This is a genomic window from Waltera sp. (assembly GCF_046969025.1).
GTDB classification, from domain to species: Bacteria; Bacillota; Clostridia; order Lachnospirales; family Lachnospiraceae; genus Acetatifactor; species Acetatifactor acetigignens.
This window is the reverse complement of record NZ_JBKVQF010000025.1, coordinates 13,955-39,646: the sequence shown is the minus strand read 5'-3', so window position 1 is coordinate 39,646 and position 25,692 is coordinate 13,955. Positions and strand designations below refer to the sequence as shown.

Here is a 25,692-nt window from a genome sequence, read left to right as displayed (position 1 = left end):
TTATAAGAAAACCAATTTACAAAAGAGGATAAATGATAAAGTTTTTATCATCCTGCCCTTTTTGTAAAGTACTTATACTATTTCAGAATTTCTTTTCCGTGTGCTCAAAATTCTCGATGGAGCGGCTGATGTTTCCGTAAAGAGTGATTGCCAGTTCTTCAACGATCTTATGATAATCGTCCTTCATTCCCCGATCGATCCAGTCTAACATCACACCCACAAAACCGTATTTGTAAAATCCGGCAATGAATTCCTTGTGTTCCTCCGCTACCTGCATGCCGGTGCATTTTTCCTCCACCACGTCCGCAATGAGCTGGTAGGTCAACTTGTTTAAGTAGCTTTCGATCTTCTGGCGATCCACGCAGCGGTAGACATTCATAATGAAAGGTTTATTCTCCTGCACTGCCTCGAAAATCTGGCAGAAGCCTTCTTGCCAGTTCTCGTAGGTCTTCTTCCCCTGCAGTGCCTTCGTGCCGTCTTCCACGCAGACCCACTCTACCAGATCATAGATGTCCTTGAAATGATAGTAAAAAGCCATCCGGCTGATGCCGCAGTCCTCTGCAAGTTCGTTAATGGTGATCTTATCCAGAGACTTCGTGAGAAGTTCTTTTTTCAAAGCTGCTTCCAACGCCAGTTTCGTTGTATTGGCCATAACCTGTCCTCCACTGTTTTATGTATTATTTTCTGTTCTTCCTCGATATAGCTTATGTAATTCTATTATAAGCTCACGCGTACTCTACATCTTACATCACAGGATATTCATTCGCTAAGGTTGTCGTTCGTCAATCATGTAAACATGTTGACTTCCTTATACTCATTATATTGTACGACAATAGACTCAAAATGGGCAAATTAACTTTTTATAAAAAAACTCTTGCTTTTTGTAAAATTCCATGGTATTATCTTACTTGCGTTTCGGGGTGTGGCTCAGCTTGGTTAGAGCGCCGTCTTAGGGAGGCGGAGGTCGCGAGTTCGAATCCCGCCACTCCGATCCATGTATAGGCGTCAAAATCTTTTTACGAGGTTTTGACGTCTTTTGCTTTTGAAAATTGTAGAAAAAATTTGAAAAATTTAAAAAATGGCTTGCTTTTTATAAAATTCTATGCTATGATAGTTTTCGTTCCGGGGTGTGGCTCAGCTTGGTTAGAGCGCCGTCTTAGGGAGGCGGAGGTCGCGAGTTCGAATCCCGCCACTCCGATTCATTGTAAAGTCCTTGATTTTCAAGGACTTTTTTTGTTACATTTCATGTTGTATCATGGTACTTTTCTGATTTCCTCTATGTTTCCTTTTGGTGTTTCCCTATAGCCACATATGCGTATTGAATCTTTCTGCTTGGAAGTCATCGGGGTATACTGTAGAATTTTGGTAGATTACGCTCCACTATCGAAACACTAGCGGGGCTTATCTGAAACATTTTAAAGATTTACGCCCCGCTTTCAGAACGCCAACGGGGCTTATCTGAAACATTTTAAGATTTACGCCCCGCTTTCAGAACGCCAACGGGGCTTATCTGAAACATTTTAAAAATTTACGCCCCACTTTCTAAGTTTCAACGGGGCTTAGCACAAAGAAATTATAAATTAAGCCCTAGTACTCAAGATTTAGCGGGGCTTAACAAACACAATTTCAGCATGCTTATGAGCTCCACTTAATCATCCAGACACTCCTTTCCCATCTACCTCGCTGAAAAATTTTTCTATCAGTCTGTTTACTTCATCCGGTTGGTCAGTATTGGAATTATGACCGGCATTTTTTATCCATTTAAGCGGTAAACCGTCTCTCTGATGCCATTTCTTATTATAGCTTTTTGCTGAACCTGCTTTATCCTTTTCTCCACAGATAAGAAGTGCCGGACAACTGATACGATATGGCAGATCTGCTTTGATTGCCTCAGCAAGCATTCTGTAACCAAAACCGGCAAGCCTTGCATATTCTTTAGGCTCTGAATCATAGGACATCATCATCTTTTGCATAAGATTCTGACCATAATCCGTCTCTGCGCATCCTCTTGAACCAGCCCTAAGAAGTGCTTTCCATGGATATATCTTATATAATGGCTCTGCTCTTTCAAGAAGCCATATTTCCATTGCAGTCATATATGACTTTTGAAGCGGTGCAGAATCAATGGAGATAAAGCCTTTTATCTTATCCGGATATAATTCCATATACATTTGAGCCAGATATCCCCCCATAGACTGACCGATAATTATGGGATTATAAATTTCTTCTTTTACTAAGATTTCATAAAGCCATTCTGCCATGTCAGACAGACTGTAATTATTCGTAAATGGTCTGGATAATGCATGTGATGGTGCATCCCATACAAACACATTCTGTCTCTTCTCAAAATATTCTGTCTGCTTTTCAAAAAGCCTATGGTCTGCCGTAAGTCCCGGTAAAAACACTAACGTAATTTTCTGTTTATCTATTATATTTACAAAATAATGAATGCAGCCACAGGGTGTATTATAACTGTTTTCTGTCATTTCCCGTCCCCTTTCCATAAACCATTTCCCAATGATTTATCCTTCATATGCCACCTTCATTGACCGATTAACAGAAGACCTCATGGGATATCCCATTGACCTGCCTTAGCTTGTTTATAAAGCAGACCGCTTTTAATAAACAATAATAAGAACATTACGGTTATCGCATACGACTCTCTTGCCATAGCCAAAAACAAAACAGCAATTATACTAAGTCCTACAGACAAAGCGGTAATTATCTTTTTACCTTGTTCAAATTTGAAATAGACCATCAGTATTTTTACAATTCCTATAATCGTTAAACTAACAAACAATGCCCAATAACCACTGAAATGATGCTTAACTGAATGGCATTGGTCATTTCTTTATCCATGTGTTTTCTCCTCTGTTCTATACCTCATTGATTACTGATTTTTAAAATTCCGCAAACCTTTCCCGGCTTGCGGAATCTTCCAAACATATTATAATTTTTCCACGCACCGGATCAGTGCATCCACATTTTCTTCCTTCGTGGCCCAGCTGGTACAGAATCGCACGCAGCTGTGTGTGGCATCGATCCGCTGGTCATAGCTGTACTCGAACTGTTCTGAAATCTTCGCCAGGTGTGCATCCGGCACAATGACGAAGATCTGGTTCGTCCGGTTGGGTGCCAGATAGTTGTAACCCTTCGCCGTAAATGCCTCCCGCAGCTTCTCCGCCATGGCAATGGCATGGGCAGAGATCTCCTGATAGAGACCATCTGTGAAAAGCGCATCAAACTGCAGTCCTAGCAATCTCCCCTTGGCAAGCATGCCGCCATTCTGCTTGATAAGATACCGGAAATCCTGTGCAAGCTCCGGATTTTTGATCACTACTGCTTCTCCGAACAATGCGCCGACCTTGGTTCCACCGATGTAAAAGACATCACAAAGCGCCGCAATCTCCGGTAATGTCAGATCGTTGTCCGGCGCTGCCAGTCCGTAGCCCAGTCTTGCGCCATCTAAGAACAGATACAGTCCGTATTTGTGGCAGGTCTCGGAGAGAGCGGTCAGTTCCGCTTTGCTGTAAATGGTTCCCACCTCTGTGGGATTGGAAATATAAACCATTTTCGGCTGTACCATGTGCTCAAAGCTGTCGTTGTGAATATGGGCTTCGTAAGCCTCTGCTACCTGTGCTGCCGTGATCTTACCGTCGGGGCTTTCTAGTCCCAGTACCTTATGTCCGCAGGCTTCCACCGCACCGGTCTCATGGACATTGATATGTCCCGTGACAGCGCAGAGCACGCCCTGGTGCTTGCGAAGTGCTGCATTGATCACTGTGACATTGGTCTGGGTCCCACCTACCAGGAAATGGACTGCCAGGCTGTCATCCCCACAGGCCTTACGGATCTTCTCGCGCGCCTCTTCACAGTATTTATCCTCACTGTAGCCCGGTGTCTGCTCCATATTGGTCTGCACCAGGCGCTCCAGCACCTTCGGATGCGCTCCCTCATTATAGTCACACTGGAATAAAATCTTATCGCTCATTTTTTTATTGACACCGCCGTGACAGTGTATTTCCTCCAACGTTATTTATATTTTAGCTTTTTCAATTTGCTAACTCTTTACATTTTTCGATCGTTTCTATCTTATTTGCTTCTCTGGACTTCCTGTTACTCAAATTCAGTCAGTCCTTCGTCTCCAGAACCCTTACCAGATATTCCCATACTCTCTTCGTGGAAGATATGCTTAAGGTCTCCTCGGTCGTATGAATGTCCTTCATATCCGGTCCCATGGATACACAATCAAGGTCTGTGATCTTGCTGCCTAACAGTCCGCACTCCAGTCCTGCATGGATAGCCTCCACCTTGGGCTCAGTGCCGTACATTTCCGCATACAGCTTCACCATTTTTTCCCGCAGTGGAGAATGCACACGGTATTTCCAGCCGGGATAATCTCCGGTCACCACGTAATCGCCGCCTGTCAGTTCCACCAGTGCAGAAAGCTTTGCGATCAGGTTATCTTTCTCACTTTCCACGCTGCTTCTGACAGAATACTCTGCCCGTAAAACTTCCACATCTGCTTTCAGGATACCCAGATTCAGGGAAGTCTGTACCAGCCCCGGCATATCTGCGCTCATCGCCTGTACGCCGTTTGGAGTCGCCTGCAAAAAGGCTGCCACACGTTTTGTAGCTTCCGGCGCAGCACAGGTGATTGTCTCTGCAGTGTCTGCTAACCTTTTTGCGGTTACCTTTACGTCCGGATCCTTGGTGGCAAGTTCGTCCCCCAGTTCTGCTGCCAAAGCTGCTACCTGCTGCTCTAAGCTTTCCGCATCTTTCTCCTCTACTACGACTACTGCTTTCGTCTGTCTGGGGATGGCATTGTCTGCCAGTCCTCCGTCCGCAGATACCAGTCCTACAGGCATTTTCTCAGACAGCTTCCACAGAAGTCTTCCCAGGATACAATTGGAATTGCCCCTTTCCTTATGTATCTCTCCGCCGGAATGTCCTCCTAAGAGGCCGGAGACTTCCACCTCATAGCGCACGCCCGTAAGCTCCTGTTTTTTCATCGGGAAACGGCAGTTCACTCTGGCACCGCCAGCACAGCTGGTCAGGAAAATGCCTTCGTCCTCGGAATCCAGATTGATCATGCGATGACCCTGTAACATAGACAGGTCAATCTCTCTGGCTCCATCCATACCGACTTCCTCATCCACCGTAATGATGACTTCCAAACGGGGATGCCTGATGTCCTCGGAATCCAATAATGCCAGTGCATAAGCCACAGCGATACCATCATCGCCGCCGAGGCTGGTATTCTCCGCATAGACGCTGTCTCCGTCGATTCCTACCTTCAGTCCTTCCGTCTTCATATCCATGGTGCAATCCGGTGTCTGCACCGCTACCATGTCCATATGTCCCTGCAGGATCACCACCGGTTCATTCTCGTATCCGGGAGTTGCCTCCTTGACCATAATGACATTTTTCATAGCATCCTGTATATAGAAAAGCTTATGTGCTTTCGCAAAGTCCACCAGGAAATCGCTGATCTGCTCCACATTGCCGGAGCCGTGAGGGATCTTCGTGATCTCTTCAAAATAGTAAAATACTTTCTTCGGTTCTAAGTTCGATAAAACACCCATTTTCATTTCCTCGTTTCTGCGCTTTTATAGAGAACAAAGTGCACTTTCAGTATAAGTATTTGTCATTTTTCTGTCAAGGAAACAATCCGAAGCATTCGCAGAACGCAGTTTGCATGGCTCTGAATAGTTATGCATAATAATATTTTTTTCTCTTGGCGATCAGGAATCCTATTGTCACAAACAGTGCCAGGAACTCTGCCAGTACGATGGACAGCCATACACCGGTTATGCCGATCAGTTTCGGCAGGATCAGCACGATGACGATCTGGAACACGAAGGTACGCAGGAAAGAGATTGCTGCGGATACGGCTCCGTTGTTCAGGGCTGTGAAGAAGGAGGAACCCCACACGTTCATGCCGCGGACCATGAAAGCAATGGCATAGATCCGAAATCCCCAGGTGGTCATCTCCAATAACTCCTGATCGTAGTTTGCGAAGATTTTTACTAACGGTCCGGCCAGAATCTGAGAAGCGGTCAGCAGAATCACACCGCAGGCTGAGATAATGACCAGACTTTTCCGGCAAAGATTTTTCAGTTCCGCATGATTGCCCGCACCGTAATGGAAGCTGACGATAGGAGCAGATCCCAGGGAATATCCCAGATACAAGGTCATGAAAATAATGTCTACGTACATGATGATGCCGTAAGCCGCCACACCATTCTCGCCTGCTGCTTCCATCAGCTGGAAGTTATACAGGATGCTAACGATAGAGGTAGAGATATTTGTCACCAGCTCAGAAGATCCGTTGGTCACAGTCTGCCAGATGACTTTTCCATGCCACTTTGTCTTCCCTAGCTGCAGTAAGCTGCCGTTCTCTCTGAAAAAATAGATTACAGGGATGATTCCGCCGACGAGCTGTCCCGCTGCGGTAGCCAGTGCTGCTCCCACCAGTCCCAAAGGAAATACCACGATCAACACATAATCTAACACCGCATTGGTCAGTCCTGCGATCACATTTACTTTTAAACTCAAAGCCGGCTTCTCCGCTGCGATAAAAAAGCTCTGGAACAAATACTGCATAACAAATGCCGGGGAGGACAAAAACAAGATTCTGGAATAACGCACGCAGTCCGCTTCCAGTTCTCCGTCAGCCCCCAGTGCCAGTGCGATCTGCGGTGCCAGTGCAAAACAGATGAATCCCACCACGATTGATACCGCCAGTGTCACATATACGATCAGCGAAAAATATTCGTTAGCCAGTTCCTTTTTCCCTTCTCCCAGCGTCATGGAGACCACGGCGCTTCCTCCGGTACCTGCCATGAATCCAAGAGTTCCCACACCCATCAGCACCGGCATCACCAGATTCAGGGCGGCGAAAGGCGTCTTTCCCACATAGTTGGATACAAAAAAGCCATCGACGATACTGTACACCGAAGTACATAACAACATTAAAATGGACGGTGCCACGAAACGCAGCAGCCGTTTATAACTAAAATGATCAGATAACTGTATTTTCATAATAACCTCATGCCTTACTATTACCCGCATGCCTTCCGGCACTTTCTCAACAGATACTTCTGCGAATTATGCAGGCATCGTTTTCGTGTCATCATCGGAGGTTCCTGCGATCACGCGGGATCCCCTTGTCTTGTCAGTTCCTCTATTTCTTCCCGGAAAAATTCCGTATGTTTTTTCATAGTTTTCAGGAATATTTCTGCCTCCTGCTCTCCTATCGCCGCCAATGCCCGGCGCTCCGCATCCATCAGCGGAACCACGATCCTCTCCACAGTCTCTTTCCCCTTTTCTGTGAGATATATCCTCTTATTCTTGCGGTTGTCTTCCTCCGTCCGCAGAATAAGCAGACCTTCCTCCGTCATATTTTTCAGTGCGGAATTCACTGTCTGGGGCGTGTAGAACCAATAGTCGCAGATCTCCCTCTGGGTAAACGCCTCTTTTTCCCGTTCCCGGATACAATACAGAATCCAGAAAGCCGTCTCCGACAGATTACAGTTTTTTGCATAGACCCGGTACAGGTCATCCATCTCTTTGATCAGCTGATTGTACAATGTGATCTGCGCAAAAGATTTTCTGCTTTCCTCTTCCATATCGCTTTCCTCCTGTAACTACATCGTTGCATCTGTTTGTTTTTATCCGAAATCGGACTAAACGGTATTATAATCCGAAATCGGATTATTGTCAACCCATAAAAAAATACGCAAAACTGACACTTCCAATTGTGTCCTTCTGCGTATCGTTATATAATAACCTTGGCATCAGTTCCGGGAGGAGTGCGGTTCGCCCGTATCGCCAGTGTCTAGGTTCACCTTATTGAATATCCCGTAGAACACTCGGCGGCTGATGCTATTCTGAAATATTCTGTTTTTCAAAATTACTGTTTTATATTACCCCAACACACTACTATTACTTCTTTCTTTTTATATGTAATATTACGTATTATTTATTGGCATACGTAATATTACATATTACAATGGCTTTGAGGTTGAAAAGGAGATACCAAAGATGCCAATGACCTCACAGGAGATGATCAAACTCCTACTAAGAAACGGTTTTACGGTTACCAGCCAAAATGGCTCCCATGTAAAGCTGAAGAACACCGATACTCATAAAACCGTTATTGTTCCTTACCATTGCAAAGACATAAAAAAAGGTCTGGAACAGGCAATTCTGAAACAAGCTGGCTTAAAATAACAAATATTAACAAGGAGAACCAAAATGAAAAAACTTTTTTATCCGGCACTTTTTCATAAAGCAGAAGAAGGAGGCTTTTGGATCACCTTCCCGGATTTCCCCGAATGTATGACACAGGGGGAAAATATGCAGGATGCCTACGAAATGGCATGGGATGCACTTGGTCTTGCCGTAGTCTCCCGTATAGAGAATAGGGAATCTCTTCCCCCCGCCACAGAGCCCTACGCCATCACCGCAGTTTCCGATACCTTCTGTATAATTGTGCCCTTTGACCTCATAGCATACCAGAAAAAGCATAACTCCAAAGCCATCAAAAAAACTCTTTCCATTCCTGAATGGCTGAATGAAGCTGCTACAGACATGAATGTAAATTTTTCACAGGTATTGCAGGATGCTCTGATTCAGAAATTGAACCTGTAAGGCGTGTTGCATTTTTAGGCAAAAATGCTTTTGATTCGGAAATAATGAAAAGTGCGGGAATGCCGATAAATATTGGCTTTCCCGCACTTTCAACGAAATTTCAAATAAGCAGATAACGGGAATCGAACCCGCCTTTCCAGCTTGGGAAGCTAGCGTTCTACCGATGAACCATATCTGCAAAAGGAACATAAAATATTATACTCCATGTTCCTTTATTTTGCCAGTCCTAATTTTTACATTTTTACCATTTTACTTATTTGCTTATCCTTTTTACTTATCCAAGACTCCCAACCACTTCAGAGCGTTCCAAATGCCGTCTTTATCCACGTCCGTGGTGATATAATCTGCTGTTTCCAACACCTGTTTACTGGAATTACCCATAGCAATGCTGGTGTGGGCATACTTTAACATCGGCAGGTCGTTATTGCTGTCTCCGATGGCCACAGTGTCTTCCATGGGGATCTTCAAATAGTCCGTAATGTAACGGATTGCTGTTGCCTTGGAATATCCTTTGGGGACAATCTCGTAAAACCCTTGTTCTCTATCAATAAAATCCAGTATTTCCGACAGGTCACGCTTCATTCCGTCCATTCCCGCCGGAGTCTCTGCATAGGCATATAATTTATCGTAGTTGCCCGGTGCATTGGCATAGCGATCGTATTTTCGATTCTCAATCTCACGTGCCATATGACGGAAAGTCTCGGTAAATACTTCTTCTCCTCTGGGTGCATAGTCTTCCCTGCTGCCTTCCAGGACGGCATCCACATGATATTTTTTCATAGCTGTCAGAATTGCCTTAGACTCCTCCATGGAAAATGTCTTGTGCATCAGCTGTTTTCCATGATATTCAATCTCCGTTCCGCAGCCTAATAACAATCCGTCGAATTCCACCTGTCCGGTAAGATTTTCCCCTACCAGCCGTTTCGTACGCCCGGTATTGATCATGCAGATATGACCGTTGGCTCTGGCGATGCGGATGGCTTCCTTCGTGCTCTCCGACATCCGTTCACTTCCTCCGCATATTAAGGTTCCGTCAATGTCAAAAAATATTATCTTCATCTCAGATTCTTAAGCTCCTCTACCAGATCCAGATCGGATTTCTGTACCTTCAGATTCGTGGACACGGGCTCTTCACCGGGTCTTGTGATCGTGATCTCGATAATGGTTCCTTCCGTGATCGCTCCACCCATAAAAAATCTGCTTACAAAGGCTGCAAATTTGGGATGATTACTCTCGAAGGTATTCTTCGCATTCATCAGTTTCATCATCATTCCGGGATTTATCATAGTAGTCTCCTCTTCTAATCAGTAACTATTCTGTCGCCCTATAACTATCACATAATATCTTTACGAATGCAAGCATTCGATGAATATTTCGTGGTAGTTCCATGGTTCTGAATAGTTACAAAAAAAGAAAGGCTGTCCGCACCATCCGAAAACAGTGTGTCCAGCCTTAACAGTTGCTTTAATTATGCAATCTTGGACTTAGCCAGCTCTGCAAGAGTCTTGAAACCTTCTGCATCGTTAACTGCCAGGTCTGCCAGCATCTTTCTGTTCATATCAACGCCTGCAAGCTTCAGACCATACATGAATTTGCTGTAGGATAAACCGTTCATTCTGGCTGCTGCGTTGATACGAGCGATCCACAGCTGTCTGAACTGACGCTTTCTCTCTTTTCTACCTGCATAAGAACTGGTCAGAGCTCTCATAACAGACTGCTTTGCTACTCTGTACTGCTTGCTTCTTGCGCCTCTGTAGCCCTTTGCAAGCTTTAATACTCTATTGTGTTTCTTCTTGGCATTTAAGCCACCTTTAATTCTTGCCATGTCTTATTTCCTCCTCGCCTGAATTATAAATAAGGTAAAATCTTCTTCATATTCTTAACATTAGTTGCATCCGTAATTGCAGGCTTTCTCAGATTACGTTTTCTCTTGGTAGACTTCTTGGTTAAGATATGGCTCTTGTAAGCTTTAGATCTCTTTAACTTACCGGTTCCTGTTGCTTTAAAGCGCTTAGCTGCTGCTCTGCTTGTCTTCATTTTGGGCATAACGAGTTCCTCCTAAACTTTACTTAATCTATCGTGCCGGATCCCGGCACTTTTTAACTGTACGAATTAACGCTTCTCAGTTAAAAACATAGTCATGCTTCTGCCTTCTACCTTGGGAGCTTTTTCCACTACCGCAATATCGGACAGGCTCTGTGCAATATCATCCAAGATATGCTTGCTGTTGTTCATGTGTGCCATCTCTCTGCCGCGGAATCTCAGGGTGATCTTTACTCTGTCTCCCTTGGTCAGGAACTTTCTGGCTGCACCGATCTTGGTATTCAGATCGTTGGTGTCGATATTGGGGGAAAGTCTGATCTCCTTGATATCGATGACCTTCTGCTTCTTCTTTGCTTCCTTTTCTTTTCTCACCTGCTCGTATTTGTACTTACCGTAATCCACGATCTTACAAACAGGAGGCTTTGCCGTAGGAGCAATCTTCACCAGGTCGAGTCCGGCTTCCTCTGCCATCTTCAGAGCATCTCTGGAAGAAACGATTCCGAGCTGTTCTCCGTCTTCTCCAATCAGTCGTACTTCTTTGTCTCTGATCTGTTCATTAATCATTAAATCGCTAATGGTTGTGTACCTCCATAAGAAAATGTATTAAACAATAAAAAAAGCAGATAGCATAACTATCCACCTGTTCCCTTCACGGACTGCCATCATTCAAACAAATTCCAAACGAGTTCGCTGTCTATGAAAAATCTGAACGCTTACCAGCCTGCGCCGTAAGGTGAGAGTGGATACTCTGCTTGTTGTGCCGTGTTCTTCACACGCTCAAATAGAATACCACGAAGTTTTCCTGATGTCAACCCCGTTTTTACAATAATATTACATTTTTTCAGATTACTGTATTCTATGTACCGGCGGTCTCCCGCCGAATCCGATCACTTGCTCTATTATCCGCAGTTTCGGAACATTTGTCAAGCCGGAATACTGATTTTCTTTTCCGTGATTTACTTTTCCGTGATTTACTTTTCCGAAAAAGTAGCACAGGCGGTCTCTCTGCAGTCGCTGGCTCCGCAGCCCTTGATGTCCACATGCTCCGCCACACACTTATAATTACTATTATAAATGCACTTTACCGCCTCACAGTCGATACTGATGGTATGGCTTGGATGAGACAGCGAATTACTGAAAGACTCTCTTCCCTCTCTCTTCTGCGCAAAGCTCTCGCAGCAGGTGCCGTCACAATCACAGGCATGCTTACCTCCCACCATGATGTCTCCCTTGCTGCACAGACAGTCCTTATTATAGGTACAATTTTCCACAACACATTTTAAATCTGCCACGTTTCCCTCGCCTTCTGCCGCTTTCTGCGGCTTCTCGTCTTCTTTTTTGATTTTAAAATTTTAAAAGAGGACACGCGGCAAAAGAGCCGATGCAGTCCCGCCACGCGTCATGGATAGTCTGTGCAGATTTAAAAAAATTATTCATTTGCGGAAACTGCCGGTTTTGAAGTGGTTTCTTTCGAGGCACAGGCAAAAATGCGTGCCCATCTCGTTGCTCGTAAAAATTAATATCGAAATACTGTTTCTTGTCATACCATTCAAAAAATCGCCGTCTCCCTTTTTATTTTTATAAGGAAACGGCGATTCTCATATTTTCCTACTTGATTTTATCCGGCAATCAGCTTACTTGCTCAGCTTCTTGGTTGCGATCTCATCCTTTAACATAGCCAGGAATTCGTCTCTGGATACCGTAGTGGTGTTCTGCTGTCCGTGCAGACGATAGCTTACGGTGCCGTCCTGTGCTTCCTGTTTTCCTAAGATGATCAGGTAAGGGATCTTCTTCACCTGTGCTTCTCTTACACGATAACCCAGCTTCTCTGCTCTCTCATCGATGTCCGCTCTGATGTTATTGTCCAGCAGATAACCGTACAGATCATGGGCATAAGCATTCAGCTCTTCGTCATCGTTCTTGACCGGCAGGATCATAGCCTGTACGGGAGCCAGCCACAGAGGCAGGTTGCCCTTGGTCTCCTCAAGGATATAAGCCATGAATCTGTCCAGAGATCCCAGGATTGCTCTGTGCAGAACCACGGGAGTCTTCTTCTGACCGTCCTTGTCCACATAGGTCAGGTTGAATTTTGCAGGCAGGCAGAAATCCAGCTGACAGGTAGACAGGGTGTACTCATTACCTACAGCGGGCTTTACGTTTACATCCAGCTTCGGTCCGTAGAATGCAGCTTCACCGATCTCCTCGGTGTACTCGATGCCCAGATCATTCAGAACCTTACGCAGAGCATTCTCCGCATTGTTCCACATCTCATCATCATCGTGATATTTTACCTTGTCCTCCGGATCTCTCAGAGACAGGACACATCTGTAATCGGTAATACCGAAATCCTTGTAGGTATTGAAGATCAGGTCTACTACCTTGGAGAACTCGGACTCGATCTGCTCCGGTGTTACGAACAGATGGGCATCATTCTGGCAGAAATGTCTGCCTCTTTCGATACCCTTCAGGGTTCCGCTGGCTTCAAAACGGAAGTCATGGGCGATCTCACCGATACGGATAGGCAGATCCTTGTAGGAGTGCTGTGTGTTAGCGTAGATCATCATGTGGTGAGGGCAGTTCATGGGACGCAGTACGAAGGACTCTCCTTCCACTTCCATGGGAGGGAACATGTTCTCCTTGTAGTGATCCCAGTGACCGGAAGTCTTGTACAGATTCACAGTACCGACACAGGGGGTCATAACATGCAGATAGCCCAGTCTTCTCTCTTTATCCTTGATATAATTCTCCAGTTCCTGCCATACGGTGTAACCCTTGGGAAGGAACATGGGAAGTCCGCGGCCTACCAGATCATCAGTCATGAACAGTTCCATTTCCTTGCCGATCTTTCTGTGGTCACGCTCTTTGGCCTCTTCCAGCTCTTTCAGATGTGCTTCCAGTTCCTCTGCGGTAGGGAAGCAGACACCATAGATACGCTGCATTACGTGGTTGTTGGCATCGCCCTTCCAATATACTCCGGAGTGTTTTACCAGTTTGAAGTTCTTGCACAGCTTGGTGTTGTCTACGTGAGGTCCACGGCACAGATCGGTGAAATCACCCTGATCGTATACAGTGATGTTGCCGTCTTCCAGATTGCTGATCAGGTCCAGCTTGTACATATCATCCTTGAACATTTCCATGGCTTCTGCCTTGGAAACTTCTCTTCTGTAGATCTTCTTGCCTTCCTTACAGATCTTCTTCATCTCTTTTTCGATGGCAGCGATCACTTCATCATTGACCACATCGTTGCCGAGATCGATATCATAATAGAATCCTTCCTTTACCACAGGTCCTACCCAGAATTTTGCATGAGGGTACAGATGCTTGACAGCCTGTGCCATAACATGGGCACAGGAATGATTCAGAGTTGTCAGTCTTTCGTCTTCCTTAAAATTAACCATTTTTGTTCTCCTTTTTGTTGTTTTCTAAACTATTCAGCACCTTCATTCGCAAAATCGCATCTGCGATGCTACTCTGAATAGTCGCAAAATAAAAGTCCCTTGCAACGATCTGCAAGGGACGTATCACACGCGGTTCCACCCTGATTGCAATTATCTAAAGATAACTGCCACTCATTTGCTCGTAACGGGAGCTGCCGGACTGTATTAAAGCCACTCCGAGACGGTCTTCGTCCGCATCCGGCAAAACCGCTCACAGCGCCTGTCTCCGACAGGGCGGTTCTCTCTGGTGCCTTCACTGCTTCCTACTCTTCTCTTCAACGTTTTCTGATCTTAAATAATCATAAATTTCTGTTGCTTTAGGACTTATGTTGATATAATAGACCTTTTCACACGGATTGTAAAGAGGTATTTATATAGCTTTCCACATTTTCTCTGGACATATCCAGTGCCACCGCCAGTTCTCCGTACAACTGGTCCTCTGCGATTCGAAAATATCTGGCATCCACCGCCGTCTCCTTGCGTCCCGCCTCTTCTCTGGCCCGCTTGCGCAGGTAGATGGTCTTGATAATCCGGATCAGCTCCTGGCAGTTGCAGGCCTTCAGACAATTCTTATATTCCTGCTCCAGCAGTTTGTCATTGGCAATGGTGATCAGCGGGATCTCCGGAATCTGTCGGATCAGACTCTCCGCCTCCTCATGTGCAAGCACTTTCCGCATGGAACCTTCTGCCGTATCCACCGGAATATATACCGTACTGGAAGACAGATACAGAGGTTTTAAAATATAATACTCTCTCTTCTTGTCCACTCCTGCAATATCCAATGTCGTGATCTCTTCCACCACGCAAACGCCCTTACTGCCACATACTACACGTTCGCCCTTCTGAAACACCTTGACCTTCCTTTCCTCTGCCCATTGCAGAAAATTGAAAACACAATTTCCGTTTACTACCAATAGTATACCCTTATTGTACCAAAAGAAACGCCGAAATGTCAGTCTCTTTCGGCGTTTCTGATTATTTTCGTGAATATTGCTCATAGAAAATCGGTTCGGTATTGTGCATTATTTCTGATAAGCGATGCGAGGATCCCCATTTTTCAGGTAAATAATGCCTCTGCGTTCGAAGCCGTTCTTCTCTAATAAGTGCTGCATGGTGTGATTGTCAAAATGGGTATCCGCACGCAGGTAAGCTACTTTCTTCTCACAGAAGGCAACACATTTTGCAAACAGTCCCTTCACTTCTCCGTCTCCTGCCAGGCGATGGATTGTGCCGTAAGGTGTCTCCTCCCTCCAGCTGCCGTCCTCGATATAAGCATAGGTCGGTTCCTCCTCCAGCAGAAGCATGAATACCCCGTGGATGCGTCCGTCCTTTTTATACACATACAGCCGCTGTTTCTCCATATCTGTCCGCAGTGTCTCCGGATCCGGATAAGCGCCGTTCCACTGGTTCGGATTCCCGTTTGCCCGCATGTAAGCCTTGGCGATGTCATAGATCTCCAGGATTCTGGGCAGATCTGCCTCTTTTGCCGTTACGATCTCCTCCATCCCGTCGCCATCTTTCCTCTCTTCCACTGCCTCCGGTACCGTTTTCCCCAGAATGTCCCTCACGGCGGTCTCCATCCGCTCTGCCAGCTGTCTGTGGCCCTTCGCTGTCAGGTGCACATGATCCGCCTTCGTCAGTTCACAGCCTCCCGCATCTAAGAAATCCGCCCGCTCAGCCACTGCCAGAAAAGCATATTCTCTTGCCAGTGCTCTCGTTGTCTCCACGCTTTTTTCATTAAAATCAGGATAAATCACACCCTCTTCGATGGGAACCGGTGCCACGATCAGGATCTTCGGTCCATTCTTTCCCCAGCAGTGAACCGATTTCGCCTCTTCCAAGAGGATCTGCATGCCCTTTGCAATCTTCCGCGCATCCGTATTGAATTTCACCTTGGAATCATTGGTACCTAACATCAGGATCAGCAGGTCTAACGGCTCGTGGCTGTTCAACAGGGCATGCAATACCGGCAGCAGATTCACGGAATCCATGTCCGGATCATCATACACACAGGTTCTGCCGCTTAAGCCTTCCTCAATGACCAGGTACTCCGCTCCCAATGCCTTCTGTAACAGGCAGGTCCAGCGTTCCTCTTCATTATATCTGCTGCCGTGGTCGGCACTCTCCGACGGATCGGTGCAAAGCCCGTGGGTATTGGAATCTCCGATGCACAAAATATGTTTTTTCACTGTTTAACTCTCCGTTTTCTATTTCAGTCTGTAACCATCCAGGATCAATACGTCAGGCTTCAATATTAGGGAAAAATACAATAACATCATCCCCCTGGCATTCCACATACATGCCCTCCAGTTCCAGGTTCACATCATCCACATTGTGATCGTCGAAATATTTGGTCAGGTTCATGATCGTCTCCATATAGGAATTATCTCCCTTTACCAGGATCCCCAGACCCTTTTCCGGCTCCTGCTCATAGAACTCCAGACCTTCGGTTTCATTGACATATTCACGTATTGCTTCTGCTATGGTCATTTGATTTTTTCTCCTTCTACTGTTCCTTTGTTCATATTTGCTGCTTCTCTTTATTGTATCATAAGCTCACGAATTCGTGCTATCGCACTCTACATCCTGCTTCGCAGGATATTCGTTCGCTAATGAGCCCAGAAAAACAAATGTCTGCTTGCAGCCACTTGTTTTTCCTTGAGGCTCATTATATCATAAAAGGCGAACCTTGGCACCGCCAAAGTCCGCCCTTCATCATTTTCTTCTCTTATTCCTCATTCAACTGAACCAACTCAGCTGTATAACTTATGATAATTCCCGTTTCTACCTTTCGCACTTTCTGAAAGCGTAAAAAATCTATCTCTTATGTTAGTGTCATTTTAGAATCAAAGCAAACTCTTAAGAGTTCAAATGCTAAAAAAGAAATCGGAATTGTCCACAAATCGGGTTCATGAAATGTAACAATCGTAGAAAACCTTTCAGCTATATTTTCAAGTATCTGTGTTCCGGCAAGTGCACCGGTTCCGCTGATATAGAAATAAATATCTTTCATGGATATAACAGAGGCAATGCGATCCAAAAATCTGGTATACGACATCCCCAATACTACACCCAAGATCAGTATTGCCTGAAGTAATATTTTTCTCCAATTTCTTTGTAGTGTTTCCTGAATCTTTTTCAACTGTCCGACACGGAAGTCTTTTCCATGAGCTAACATACATAACACAACTGCTGTCAATGCAGTAAACAACAGTCCTGTTTTTCCCGGAATCTGAAAGAACCAGCTTTCCGGCATGGTAATCCAACTCCATTGTTGCTCATATAAATCACTTTCCGTTTGATGTGCCATGAAAATCCAAAACTCTATCATTTTACCAAACTCAGTTAACAAAAAATATCCTAAGATCACAGGCACACATTTAACAGCTTCCTTGATTTTCATCATAGGATTCTCCTTCCAATTTTGTAGACTTTTGTTACTCTTTCGTTCTTTTTAATAATAACTTATTTTTTTATTGTTATCATAATTTGTCCACAAAAAGCAGAAATCTGACCACCAATTATAGCACATCCAACAACATTTTAATACTTACCTGAACATCAACCCTGATTGTCAATTCTCCATGATATTTTTCCACGATTTGTTCAATAATCTTCATTCCCCAGCCATGTGCTAACGAACCTTGCTCTGTCTCAGACACAAAATGATTATTTTTAACCAATGGTTTTTCCTTATAGTCATTCTCCATTTCAATTACAAGGAACCCCGCTGCTATCGCAATATTTAATTTGATTTGCTCTTTTGCAGCTTTCAATGCATTATCCAATAAATTGGCACATAATACACAAAGTTCTCTATCTTCAATTTTTAGTTCTGACGGAAGAATTGGGGTTTCAACCTGTAAAAGGATATTACGCTGTTCTGCTTTCTCTTTTGCTTCATAAATTACGGTATCTACAATATCTACGCCTGTATGTACCGGAATCATTTTACACTGCAGCGGTTCCTGCACGCTCTCTATATATGCTAAAGCCTCTCTCTGATCACCATTTTGCAGAAGTCTCTCCAACGCTCGTAGATGATGTTTGATATCATGGTACAATTTAGCATTTTCTGCATAAAAATTCTGTGCTCTGACATACTGGCTCTCAATCAGATCATATTGTGTATCTAATACAGAAATTTGCATCTTCAGTTGCGATTGGCGGAAGCAAAAGCATACCATAAGAAGCAGACTCACCAGGCAGGACAGGAAAACGTAATTCTGAATTGCATTTCCATAAATCATATCCATGAAAAAATCACACAGAAATGCTGTACTGAAGAAAGCAATGCCAAATGTTTTCAACAGATTCAACGCTGTAAAAGTTTTTCCTATTCCTTTATGTCTTATAGCAGATATCAATATACTATTTAAAATCAGCCATCCTGCCTGTGCGCAAAATTCCGCATTTGTCAAGAAATGTTCCACCAGTCCCAGTAAAACAGTCCAGATAAAAACATAACTGACTACAAGGGATGCCACTTTTTCCACAGAGCCATTCCATAACAGGTATCCTAAAATAGTAAGAAGTAATAGTAACGGAATCCACGACAAATACTTTTGCAGACCATACCATAGCATTCCCGATAAAAATATTGTTAATATAAATTTTTTATCTGAATCTATGTATTTTCTCCGATCAAAAAGCATATCCATCCATATCAAAAGCCATGCCGAATTGTGTATGCTCCACAGAATTTTAATCATCTGCATTCTACTCTCCATTCATCGTACCTGCCTGCCAATATTCCATTATTCGATGTTTTAATTGTGCCAGCCGTCGTTCTCCTATGTACAATTGCTGCCCCGTAGATAAAACCATCTGGTTATCTTTGATCTGTTTCACATGATATAAATTACACAAATATCCCCGATCCACCCATACGAATTCATCTTCCGGTAATTTCTCCGATATCTTTTTTAAGGAACTTCTTACCTTACACCTGGTAGCATCTGTCTTTTCAATATATAAATACTTGCCTTCTCTCCAAATATATACAATTTTTCTAAATGGTATTTTTTCTATGCCCTGTTGGTTTTCTGCAATATAAACCTCTGAAATCCGTGATACAATTTCCCTGAATGCTGCCTCCAGTGCCTGTGTGATCATGCTTTCCATTTGTTGCTTCGGAATAAAACGAAATGGTCGGAATTCAAATGATTTATACACATAACTCTCGTAAGCTGACACAAAGATGATCAGAATATCCGGTGCTGTTTCCTGAATTTTAGCTGCCAGTTCAAAGCCATTTAATTCCTGCATTTCGATATCCAAAAACAACAGATCAAATGCTTGACCATCCTCAATTTCATACCACAATGCCTTACTGCTCTGATATACATTACATTCATAAGGAATGCTTTTTTTCATGAAATAATCTTTTATATGTTTTTCTATGAACGCCGCGTCTTCTACTGTATCATCGCATATTGCAGTTCTAATTTTCCATGCTGTATACTTTCCCATCGTTTCCCCTCTCCATTATAGTATAATTATGCCATAACTATGTTCCTTTTCAAATTACTTTTATTCATTAAAAGTATATATAAAAACGGTCTTTTGACTTATGCCAAAGACCGTTTCTTTTACAATATTATTCTTCATTCATCTTAGCCAGCTTGGCTGCCTGGTCGGCTGCGATGCAGGCGTCGATAATCTCTTCGATATCTCCGTTCATGATCTTGTCTAACTTGTACAGGGTCAGACCAATACGATGGTCGGTGACACGACCCTGGGGGAAGTTGTAGGTACGGATCTTCTCAGAGCGGTCTCCGGTACCGATCTGGCTGCGGCGCATCTCTGCTTCCGCATCGTGTCTCTGCTGCTGCTCGATGTCATACAGCTTGGACTTTAACAGTGCGAATGCCTTAGCCTTGTTCTGGATCTGAGACTTCTCAGTCTGACTGTATACCACGATTCCGGAAGGATAGTGGGTCAGACGTACTGCGGAGTCGGTGGTGTTGACACACTGACCACCGTTACCGGATGCTCTCATGACATCAATACGGATATCCTTGTCCTCGATGACGATATCAATGTCATCATCCACTTCCGGCATAACCGCCACACTGATGGTGGAGGTATGGATACGTCCGCCGCTCTCGGTCTCCGGCACACGCTGTACGCGATGTACGCCACTCTCATACTTCATCTTGGAGTAAGCACCCTGTCCGCTGATAGTAAACTGTACTTCCTTCATACCGCCGATACCAATCTCATCCACGTTGATCAGCTCTACCTTCCAACGCTGCTTCTCGGCATAATGCACATACATACGATAGATCTCCGCTGCAAACAGTGCAGCCTCATCGCCGCCGGCACCGGCACGGATCTCCACGATTACATTCTTGTCATCATTAGGATCCTTGGGCAGTAACAGGATCTTCAGTTCCTGCTCCAGCTCTTCCACGCGCTTCTTGCTGTCGTTTAACGTCTCCTTGATCATCTCGCGCATTTCTTCGTCTTTTTCCTCTTCCAGCATGGAAAGAGAATCTTCAATATCCTGCTTGCACTTTTTGTACTCTGTATACGCATCCACGATAGGTGTCAGATCACTCTGCTCCTTCATCAGCTTGCGGAAACGTTCCTGGTTATTCGTGACCGTGGGTTCATGCAGTTCGCCCATGATCTCTTCAAAACGAATCAATAAATCTTCTAACTTGTCAAACATAACTAATTCCTCTCAATATAAGTTGTAACAGTTCAGCCATGAACATATTGGAGAGCAAAAATCATGCTTGCATGATTTTGTGAACGAATATGTTCATGAACTAAGCGCCAGGTTTATGAGCAAAGGTAGTCACGAAGTGACGGAAAGCGTGTCAGCGCGACTTTGCGAATGGTGCGGGCTGAACTGTTACATACGTTCCAAAAACTACCCGGTCCAGACCGGCATAATCCTGCACCACTTGTACCTCGTGGTACCCTTCGGTGCGCATCAGTTCCGATACAGCCTGTCCCTGGTCATATCCGATCTCAAAAAAGAGCATTCCACTGCTCACCAGATGTTTTCCTGCTTCTTCGATGATACGGCGGTAAAAATGTAAACCATCCTCCGTACCGTCCAGTGCCATCCTGGGTTCATGATCCCGTACCTCCGGCATCAGCTTCTCCACTTCCGCACTGGCGATATAAGGCGGATTCGACACGATGATCTCGAATTTTCCCTCCACCTTGTCAAACAGGTCACTCTGTAAAAAATGAACCCGATCTGCGTTCGCCGCATCCAAAAGCGTCTCCGCATTTTGCTCTGCCACTTCCAGCGCATCTGCAGACAAATCCACACCCAGTCCTTCACAGGCATTGCTGTAATGCAGAAGGCTTAACAGAATACATCCGGATCCCGTACACATGTCAAGCACCCGCATTCCGTCATGGAGTTCCTTCAATACTTCCTCCACCAGAATCTCCGTATCCTGTCTCGGGATCAGTACGTGCTCATTGACGGCAAAGGTCAGTCCCATAAAGTCCTGCTCCCCGGTCAGCTGTTGCAGCGGAATGTGCTCCGCCCGCTGTCCGATCCAGCCAAAATATTTCTCTTCCGCTTCCGGTGTCACCAACTGTTCCCCGTGCACCAGCAGATCATTACGATTCGTACCGCATACCGCTTCCAGCAGAAGTCTCGCATCCAGTGTGGCTTCTTCGATTCCCGCTGTCTGCAAAGCCAGACAGCCCTTTTCATAGCATTCCCGATAGGTCATCTTAATCCTCTGGTTCTGCGGATGCATCGTCCTTCATCCAGCTCTCATCCACTTCGTAACCGAAGGTATCCTGTAAATATTTCTTCCAGTCGAACACAGCTTCTACGGAAGCGATGGCTACCTCTGCCATGCTCTCATCGGGCTCCCTGGTGGTCATACGCTGGATCCACATACCGGGAGCAGACAGGATCTTAATAAACACATTATCCGTGCGTCCGGCCAGACGGATGATCTCGTAGGAAATTCCGGCCACAACCGGCATCAACAGAATACGAAGGATCACTTTCTCCGCCACATTATCCACCTGGATAAAGAAGAACAGCACAATACTTACCAGCATAACAAAGAAAATGAAGCTGGTGCCGCAACGTTTGTGCAGTCTGGAGCTGCGCATCACATTGTGCACCGTAAGGGGTCTGCCCTTCTCGATACAGTTGATGCATTTGTGCTCCGCCCCATGATACTGGTACAGCCTGCGGATATCCTTCATGGCGCTGATGCCCCATACATACAGCAAAAACAGAGCAATACGGATCACCCCCTCAATAATCGCCATCAGGGAGCGGTTGCGGATAAAGCTCTCAAACAGAGAGGAAATGAAATACGGCAATACGATAAAGATGCCTACTGCCAACATAATGGAGATCACCGTCACAATACCGGACAGCAGCTTTTCTCCGTTGCCACCGCTCATCTTGTCCATTGCCTTATCGAATTTCGTTTCTTTGCCTTCCTCTTCTTCATAGAAGGAAGCGGAATAATTCAATGCTCTGGTTCCCAGGATCAGGGAATCCAGAAAATTAAAGATACCACGGATAAAGGGAAGCTCCTTGAACTTACTTCCGTGAGCCAGACCCTGATAGGTCTCCACTTCCACTTCAATCTCGCCGTCCGGCTTGCGGACCGCTACCGCATACTTCTCTTTATTTTTCATCATAACGCCTTCCAGCACGGCCTGTCCGCCGATACCGGAATAACGACTCTTTCTTCTAGCCATAAAACCTCATCCTTATAAATGCAGTATTAAATAGGAACATAGTTTCCTATACGACAAGAAAAGGTTGAGATAAGAATACCTCAACCTTTCGCTTGCAATCTTATTTAACACCGTATTTCTTATTGAACTTATCAATACGGCCATCGGTTCTTGCAGACTTCTGCTGGCCAGTGTAGAATGAATGACACTTGGAGCAAACTTCTACGTGAAGCTCGGGCTTGGTGGAGCCGGTTACAAATGTGTTACCACAGTTGCAGGTTACAGTTGCCTGGTAGTAAGCGGGATGGATTCCTTCTTTCATTTCTTTCACCTCTCTATAAAAATGTCGTGTATAAGTTCTTGTTCTCATCCTCACTGCTTATGGAACCACAAACAGCGGTATTATTGTACCATAAGAGTTTACACGACGCAAGACCTATTTTTACATATTTCTCCCCTGATATTGCACTGTAATGACATAAACTGTTTTTTCAGTCTCATTAATCTTATAAATTGCCATATAATTATCGACCAGAAGCTGTTTATACCCCTTTCCGGCATACTTACCCTCTAATCTATCCTGATGTGAACCGGGAAAAGTCTCCAGTTTTTTTATCGCTCTCCAAATTCTGTCTGTTTGTGCTTTTGCATTTTCCGGAACCTGTTTTTCTATGGCGATATACCTGTAGATTTCTTCCATATCACGATATGCTCTCGGATACAACTTTATATGGTATTTAACCATAATATTTTTTGTCTAGCCTTTCCATTGCGACATCCATATCCATCGTATCCGCACCCGCAGCAACTTCCTCTTCCGCCTCACAGATGGCCTGGTCGATTTTATGAATTCGTGCAAAACGCTCATAAAGTTCTGCGCTCATCACTACCAGATCGCTGTAGCCATTCTTAGTAATAAAAATCGGTTCCTGCTTTGTATGTGCTAATTCGGATATTTCACTTGTTTTTCTCAAATCTCTGATTGGCATGATCAATGGCATAATAGCACCTCCTTTATGTCATAATTGTAGCACAATTATGACACATCGTAAAGGTATATATTCTGCCATCATTTCCAATTTTTGTCATTTTCTATCTCTTGCCTAGATAAACCGGTTCTTCTTCACCATATTCACAAATTCCACATTATTGCGGGTATGGGAGAACATATCAAGGATGCGGTCGGTAGCTTCGTCGGGCTTTAAGCCATTCAGGGCCTTACGCATGATATTGATGGCTTCCAGTTCTTCCGGTGTCAGCAACAGATCCTCTCTTCTGGTGCCGGATTTTGCCAGATCGATAGCCGGGAAAATACGTTTCTCGGACAGCTTTCTGTCCAGAACCATTTCCATATTACCGGTTCCCTTGAATTCCTCGTATACCACATCATCCATCTTGCTTCCGGTCTCTACCAGTGCGGTGGCCAGAATGGTCAGGCTTCCTCCCTCACGCATATTACGGGCTGCACCGAAGAATCTCTTGGGCATGTGGAGTGCGGCGGGATCGAGACCACCGGACAGAGTACGTCCGCTGGGGGGAACCACCAGGTTGTACGCTCTGGTCAGACGGGTGATACTGTCAAGCAGGATCACGACATCCTTCTTATGTTCTACGAGACGCTTTGCACGCTCGATCACCATCTCTGATACTCTCTTGTGGTGCTCGGGAAGCTCATCGAAGGTGGAATAGATCACTTCCACATTGTCTCCGTGGATTGCTTCCTTAATATCGGTAACTTCCTCGGGACGCTCATCGATCAGCAGGATCAGCATGTGCATCTTGGGGTTACCGTTCAAAATAGACTTTGCCACTTCCTTCAACAGTGTGGTCTTACCAGCCTTGGGCGGGGATACGATCATACCACGCTGTCCCTTACCGACAGGGCTTACCAGATCCATGACTCTCATAGCCACGCTGCAGCCGGGAGTCTCCATCTTGATTCGCTCATCCGGGAAGATCGGCGTCATATCCTCGAATGCCATTCTCTTGGCTGACTCTTCCACTGTATAACCGTTGATGCTCTTGACGAACAGCAGTGCACTGAACTTCTCCTGCTGGGTCTTGATTCTCTTGTTGCCCTTCAGGATATCACCGGTCTTCAGTCCGAAACGGCGGATCTGGCTGGGAGCCACATACACATCGTTCTCACCGGGCATATAATTCTCGCAACGGATAAATCCGTAACCATCCGGCATAACCTCTAAGATACCGCTGGCTTCGATACCGCTGTCCAGTTCCTTGGGATACTGGCTCTCATCGTATGCCACGTTATTCGGATTGAAGGTACGCTCTCTGGTGTAAGCTTCACTTCTTACGCCGACCATCTCTGTACCGGTTTCGGAACGGTCAGTGCGTTCTGCACGATCCGTACGCTCGGTACGGTCTGTCCGATAGTTTCTGTCATTTCTATCCTGTCTATCATATCTGTCCTGTCTGTAATTCCTCTCCTGTCTGACAGGGCGTTCTGTTCTCTCCGGCTTCTCTGCCTCTTCGCTCTTAGCAGCCTCCTGTTTCTCTTCCGCTGCCTTAGCTTCTTCCTCTTTTTTCAGGCGCTCATCTTCTGCAAGCATAGCTTCTACCAGATCTGCCTTTTTCATTGTGGAAGTTCCCTTCAGGCCACGTACTTTTGCCAGCTCCTTTAACTGAACTAATGCAAGTGATTCATATTTTTCTCTCATATACCCTCCTATGGAAATAAGATTTACTATAAAACTGTTAACTAAGGGGAATTACATCCGATTTACATTCGACATGTCAGTTGAATAAAAAGATATTAAAACTGCATCTGAAGCCATTATAATACATTTCTTTCCAAATAGGAAGTCCCAAAATAAAAATTTTATTTTTTGTAAAAGTGGTGCTAAATCCTTGCGAA

General features: G+C 44.9%; 28 protein-coding genes and 3 tRNA genes. 4 read left to right on the top strand and 27 right to left on the bottom strand.

Annotation, left to right across the window (positions count from 1 at the left end):
- Positions 1–82: 82 nt before the first annotated feature.
- A complete protein-coding gene (locus tag ACLTOH_RS12850; RefSeq protein WP_118504311.1) occupies positions 83–652 on the bottom strand; it encodes a TetR/AcrR family transcriptional regulator in 570 nt (189 codons plus the stop codon).
- Between the two features lie 263 nt (positions 653–915).
- Between ACLTOH_RS12850 and ACLTOH_RS12845 the strand changes: the two genes are divergently transcribed.
- Positions 916–995: transfer RNA gene (locus ACLTOH_RS12845), tRNA-Pro, on the top strand.
- Between the two features lie 128 nt (positions 996–1,123).
- Positions 1,124–1,198: transfer RNA gene (locus ACLTOH_RS12840), tRNA-Pro, on the top strand.
- Positions 1,199–1,652: 454 nt separating this feature from the next.
- Here ACLTOH_RS12840 and ACLTOH_RS12835 read toward each other — a convergent pair.
- From ACLTOH_RS12835 to ACLTOH_RS12815, 5 genes are all read right to left on the bottom strand, one after another.
- Complete coding sequence (locus ACLTOH_RS12835; protein WP_412224214.1) at positions 1,653–2,486, bottom strand: alpha/beta fold hydrolase; 834 nt, start codon at positions 2,484–2,486, stop codon at positions 1,653–1,655.
- 461 nt (positions 2,487–2,947) lie between these two features.
- Positions 2,948–3,991, bottom strand: coding sequence for a threonine aldolase family protein (locus ACLTOH_RS12830; protein WP_227733653.1), 1,044 nt, complete (start codon positions 3,989–3,991; stop codon positions 2,948–2,950).
- 139 nt (positions 3,992–4,130) lie between these two features.
- Entirely contained in the window at positions 4,131–5,585 is a 1,455-nt protein-coding gene (locus ACLTOH_RS12825) for an aminoacyl-histidine dipeptidase (protein WP_337415369.1), read from the bottom strand.
- A gap of 127 nt (positions 5,586–5,712) precedes the next feature.
- Complete coding sequence (locus tag ACLTOH_RS12820) at positions 5,713–7,044, bottom strand: MATE family efflux transporter (protein ID WP_337536364.1); 1,332 nt, start codon at positions 7,042–7,044, stop codon at positions 5,713–5,715.
- 110 nt (positions 7,045–7,154) lie between these two features.
- Positions 7,155–7,631 (bottom strand): MarR family winged helix-turn-helix transcriptional regulator, encoded by a 477-nt coding sequence (locus ACLTOH_RS12815; RefSeq protein ID WP_227733656.1) that lies wholly within the window; start codon positions 7,629–7,631, stop codon positions 7,155–7,157.
- Between the two features lie 415 nt (positions 7,632–8,046).
- Between ACLTOH_RS12815 and ACLTOH_RS12810 the strand changes: the two genes are divergently transcribed.
- Together ACLTOH_RS12810 and ACLTOH_RS12805 are read left to right on the top strand one after the other, a co-directional pair.
- Positions 8,047–8,235: a type II toxin-antitoxin system HicA family toxin gene (locus ACLTOH_RS12810; protein ID WP_337415372.1), complete on the top strand. Its 189-nt coding sequence runs from the start codon at positions 8,047–8,049 to the stop codon at positions 8,233–8,235.
- Positions 8,236–8,259: 24 nt separating this feature from the next.
- Entirely contained in the window at positions 8,260–8,655 is a 396-nt protein-coding gene (locus ACLTOH_RS12805) for a type II toxin-antitoxin system HicB family antitoxin (protein WP_262594767.1), read from the top strand.
- Between the two features lie 107 nt (positions 8,656–8,762).
- Here ACLTOH_RS12805 and ACLTOH_RS12800 read toward each other — a convergent pair.
- The 21 genes from ACLTOH_RS12800 to rho form a co-directional block, all read right to left on the bottom strand.
- Positions 8,763–8,833, bottom strand: a tRNA-Gly gene (locus tag ACLTOH_RS12800).
- A gap of 92 nt (positions 8,834–8,925) precedes the next feature.
- Positions 8,926–9,714: an HAD family hydrolase gene (locus tag ACLTOH_RS12795; RefSeq protein ID WP_337415154.1), complete on the bottom strand. Its 789-nt coding sequence runs from the start codon at positions 9,712–9,714 to the stop codon at positions 8,926–8,928.
- Positions 9,711–9,941, bottom strand: a complete 231-nt coding sequence (locus tag ACLTOH_RS12790; RefSeq protein ID WP_022153563.1) for a hypothetical protein — start codon at positions 9,939–9,941, stop codon at positions 9,711–9,713. Before ACLTOH_RS12790 ends, ACLTOH_RS12795 begins: the two co-directional genes overlap by 4 nt.
- Positions 9,942–10,123: 182 nt before the next feature.
- Positions 10,124–10,480, bottom strand: a complete 357-nt coding sequence (gene rplT, locus ACLTOH_RS12785) for a 50S ribosomal protein L20 (protein ID WP_022153562.1) — start codon at positions 10,478–10,480, stop codon at positions 10,124–10,126.
- 23 nt (positions 10,481–10,503) lie between these two features.
- The gene (gene rpmI, locus ACLTOH_RS12780) at positions 10,504–10,701 is read right to left on the bottom strand and encodes a 50S ribosomal protein L35 (protein ID WP_022153561.1); all 198 of its coding nucleotides are present in this window, start codon (positions 10,699–10,701) and stop codon (positions 10,504–10,506) included.
- A gap of 66 nt (positions 10,702–10,767) precedes the next feature.
- Positions 10,768–11,262: a translation initiation factor IF-3 gene (gene infC, locus ACLTOH_RS12775; RefSeq protein ID WP_022153560.1), complete on the bottom strand. Its 495-nt coding sequence runs from the start codon at positions 11,260–11,262 to the stop codon at positions 10,768–10,770.
- A 407-nt stretch (positions 11,263–11,669) separates the two neighbouring features.
- Positions 11,670–11,990, bottom strand: a complete 321-nt coding sequence (locus ACLTOH_RS12770; RefSeq protein ID WP_118668231.1) for a DUF1540 domain-containing protein — start codon at positions 11,988–11,990, stop codon at positions 11,670–11,672.
- A gap of 342 nt (positions 11,991–12,332) precedes the next feature.
- On the bottom strand, positions 12,333–14,096 hold the full coding sequence (gene thrS / locus ACLTOH_RS12765) for a threonine--tRNA ligase (protein ID WP_118668230.1): 1,764 nt from the start codon (positions 14,094–14,096) through the stop codon (positions 12,333–12,335).
- 386 nt (positions 14,097–14,482) lie between these two features.
- Positions 14,483–14,986, bottom strand: coding sequence for a CarD family transcriptional regulator (locus ACLTOH_RS12760; protein WP_337415155.1), 504 nt, complete (start codon positions 14,984–14,986; stop codon positions 14,483–14,485).
- A 171-nt stretch (positions 14,987–15,157) separates the two neighbouring features.
- Complete coding sequence (locus ACLTOH_RS12755) at positions 15,158–16,324, bottom strand: GDSL-type esterase/lipase family protein (protein WP_337631182.1); 1,167 nt, start codon at positions 16,322–16,324, stop codon at positions 15,158–15,160.
- 52 nt (positions 16,325–16,376) lie between these two features.
- The gene (locus tag ACLTOH_RS12750) at positions 16,377–16,625 is read right to left on the bottom strand and encodes a hypothetical protein (RefSeq protein ID WP_118538111.1); all 249 of its coding nucleotides are present in this window, start codon (positions 16,623–16,625) and stop codon (positions 16,377–16,379) included.
- 334 nt (positions 16,626–16,959) lie between these two features.
- Positions 16,960–17,541: a hypothetical protein gene (locus tag ACLTOH_RS12745; protein ID WP_337415157.1), complete on the bottom strand. Its 582-nt coding sequence runs from the start codon at positions 17,539–17,541 to the stop codon at positions 16,960–16,962.
- 115 nt (positions 17,542–17,656) lie between these two features.
- Positions 17,657–18,865, bottom strand: coding sequence for a sensor histidine kinase (locus ACLTOH_RS12740; protein WP_412224213.1), 1,209 nt, complete (start codon positions 18,863–18,865; stop codon positions 17,657–17,659).
- Positions 18,855–19,607, bottom strand: coding sequence for a LytTR family DNA-binding domain-containing protein (locus tag ACLTOH_RS12735; RefSeq protein WP_337415159.1), 753 nt, complete (start codon positions 19,605–19,607; stop codon positions 18,855–18,857). Before ACLTOH_RS12735 ends, ACLTOH_RS12740 begins: the two co-directional genes overlap by 11 nt.
- Before the next feature lie 127 nt (positions 19,608–19,734).
- Positions 19,735–20,811 carry a peptide chain release factor 1 gene (gene prfA / locus ACLTOH_RS12730; protein WP_117465028.1) on the bottom strand — a complete coding sequence of 359 codons (1,077 nt, stop codon included), beginning with the start codon at positions 20,809–20,811 and terminating at the stop codon, positions 19,735–19,737.
- A 151-nt stretch (positions 20,812–20,962) separates the two neighbouring features.
- Positions 20,963–21,841, bottom strand: coding sequence for a peptide chain release factor N(5)-glutamine methyltransferase (gene prmC, locus ACLTOH_RS12725; RefSeq protein ID WP_337631183.1), 879 nt, complete (start codon positions 21,839–21,841; stop codon positions 20,963–20,965).
- Position 21,842: 1 nt separating this feature from the next.
- Positions 21,843–22,838 (bottom strand): DUF1385 domain-containing protein, encoded by a 996-nt coding sequence (locus ACLTOH_RS12720; protein ID WP_117465026.1) that lies wholly within the window; start codon positions 22,836–22,838, stop codon positions 21,843–21,845.
- 100 nt (positions 22,839–22,938) lie between these two features.
- Positions 22,939–23,139, bottom strand: a complete 201-nt coding sequence (gene rpmE / locus ACLTOH_RS12715) for a 50S ribosomal protein L31 (RefSeq protein ID WP_022153877.1) — start codon at positions 23,137–23,139, stop codon at positions 22,939–22,941.
- A 120-nt stretch (positions 23,140–23,259) separates the two neighbouring features.
- Positions 23,260–23,562 (bottom strand): type II toxin-antitoxin system RelE/ParE family toxin, encoded by a 303-nt coding sequence (locus ACLTOH_RS12710; protein ID WP_117465025.1) that lies wholly within the window; start codon positions 23,560–23,562, stop codon positions 23,260–23,262.
- Entirely contained in the window at positions 23,555–23,818 is a 264-nt protein-coding gene (locus ACLTOH_RS12705; protein WP_022312769.1) for a type II toxin-antitoxin system prevent-host-death family antitoxin, read from the bottom strand. The genes ACLTOH_RS12710 and ACLTOH_RS12705 overlap by 8 nt, the downstream gene beginning before the upstream one ends.
- Before the next feature lie 102 nt (positions 23,819–23,920).
- The gene (gene rho, locus ACLTOH_RS12700) at positions 23,921–25,495 is read right to left on the bottom strand and encodes a transcription termination factor Rho (protein ID WP_118504273.1); all 1,575 of its coding nucleotides are present in this window, start codon (positions 25,493–25,495) and stop codon (positions 23,921–23,923) included.
- Positions 25,496–25,692 lie beyond the last annotated feature (197 nt).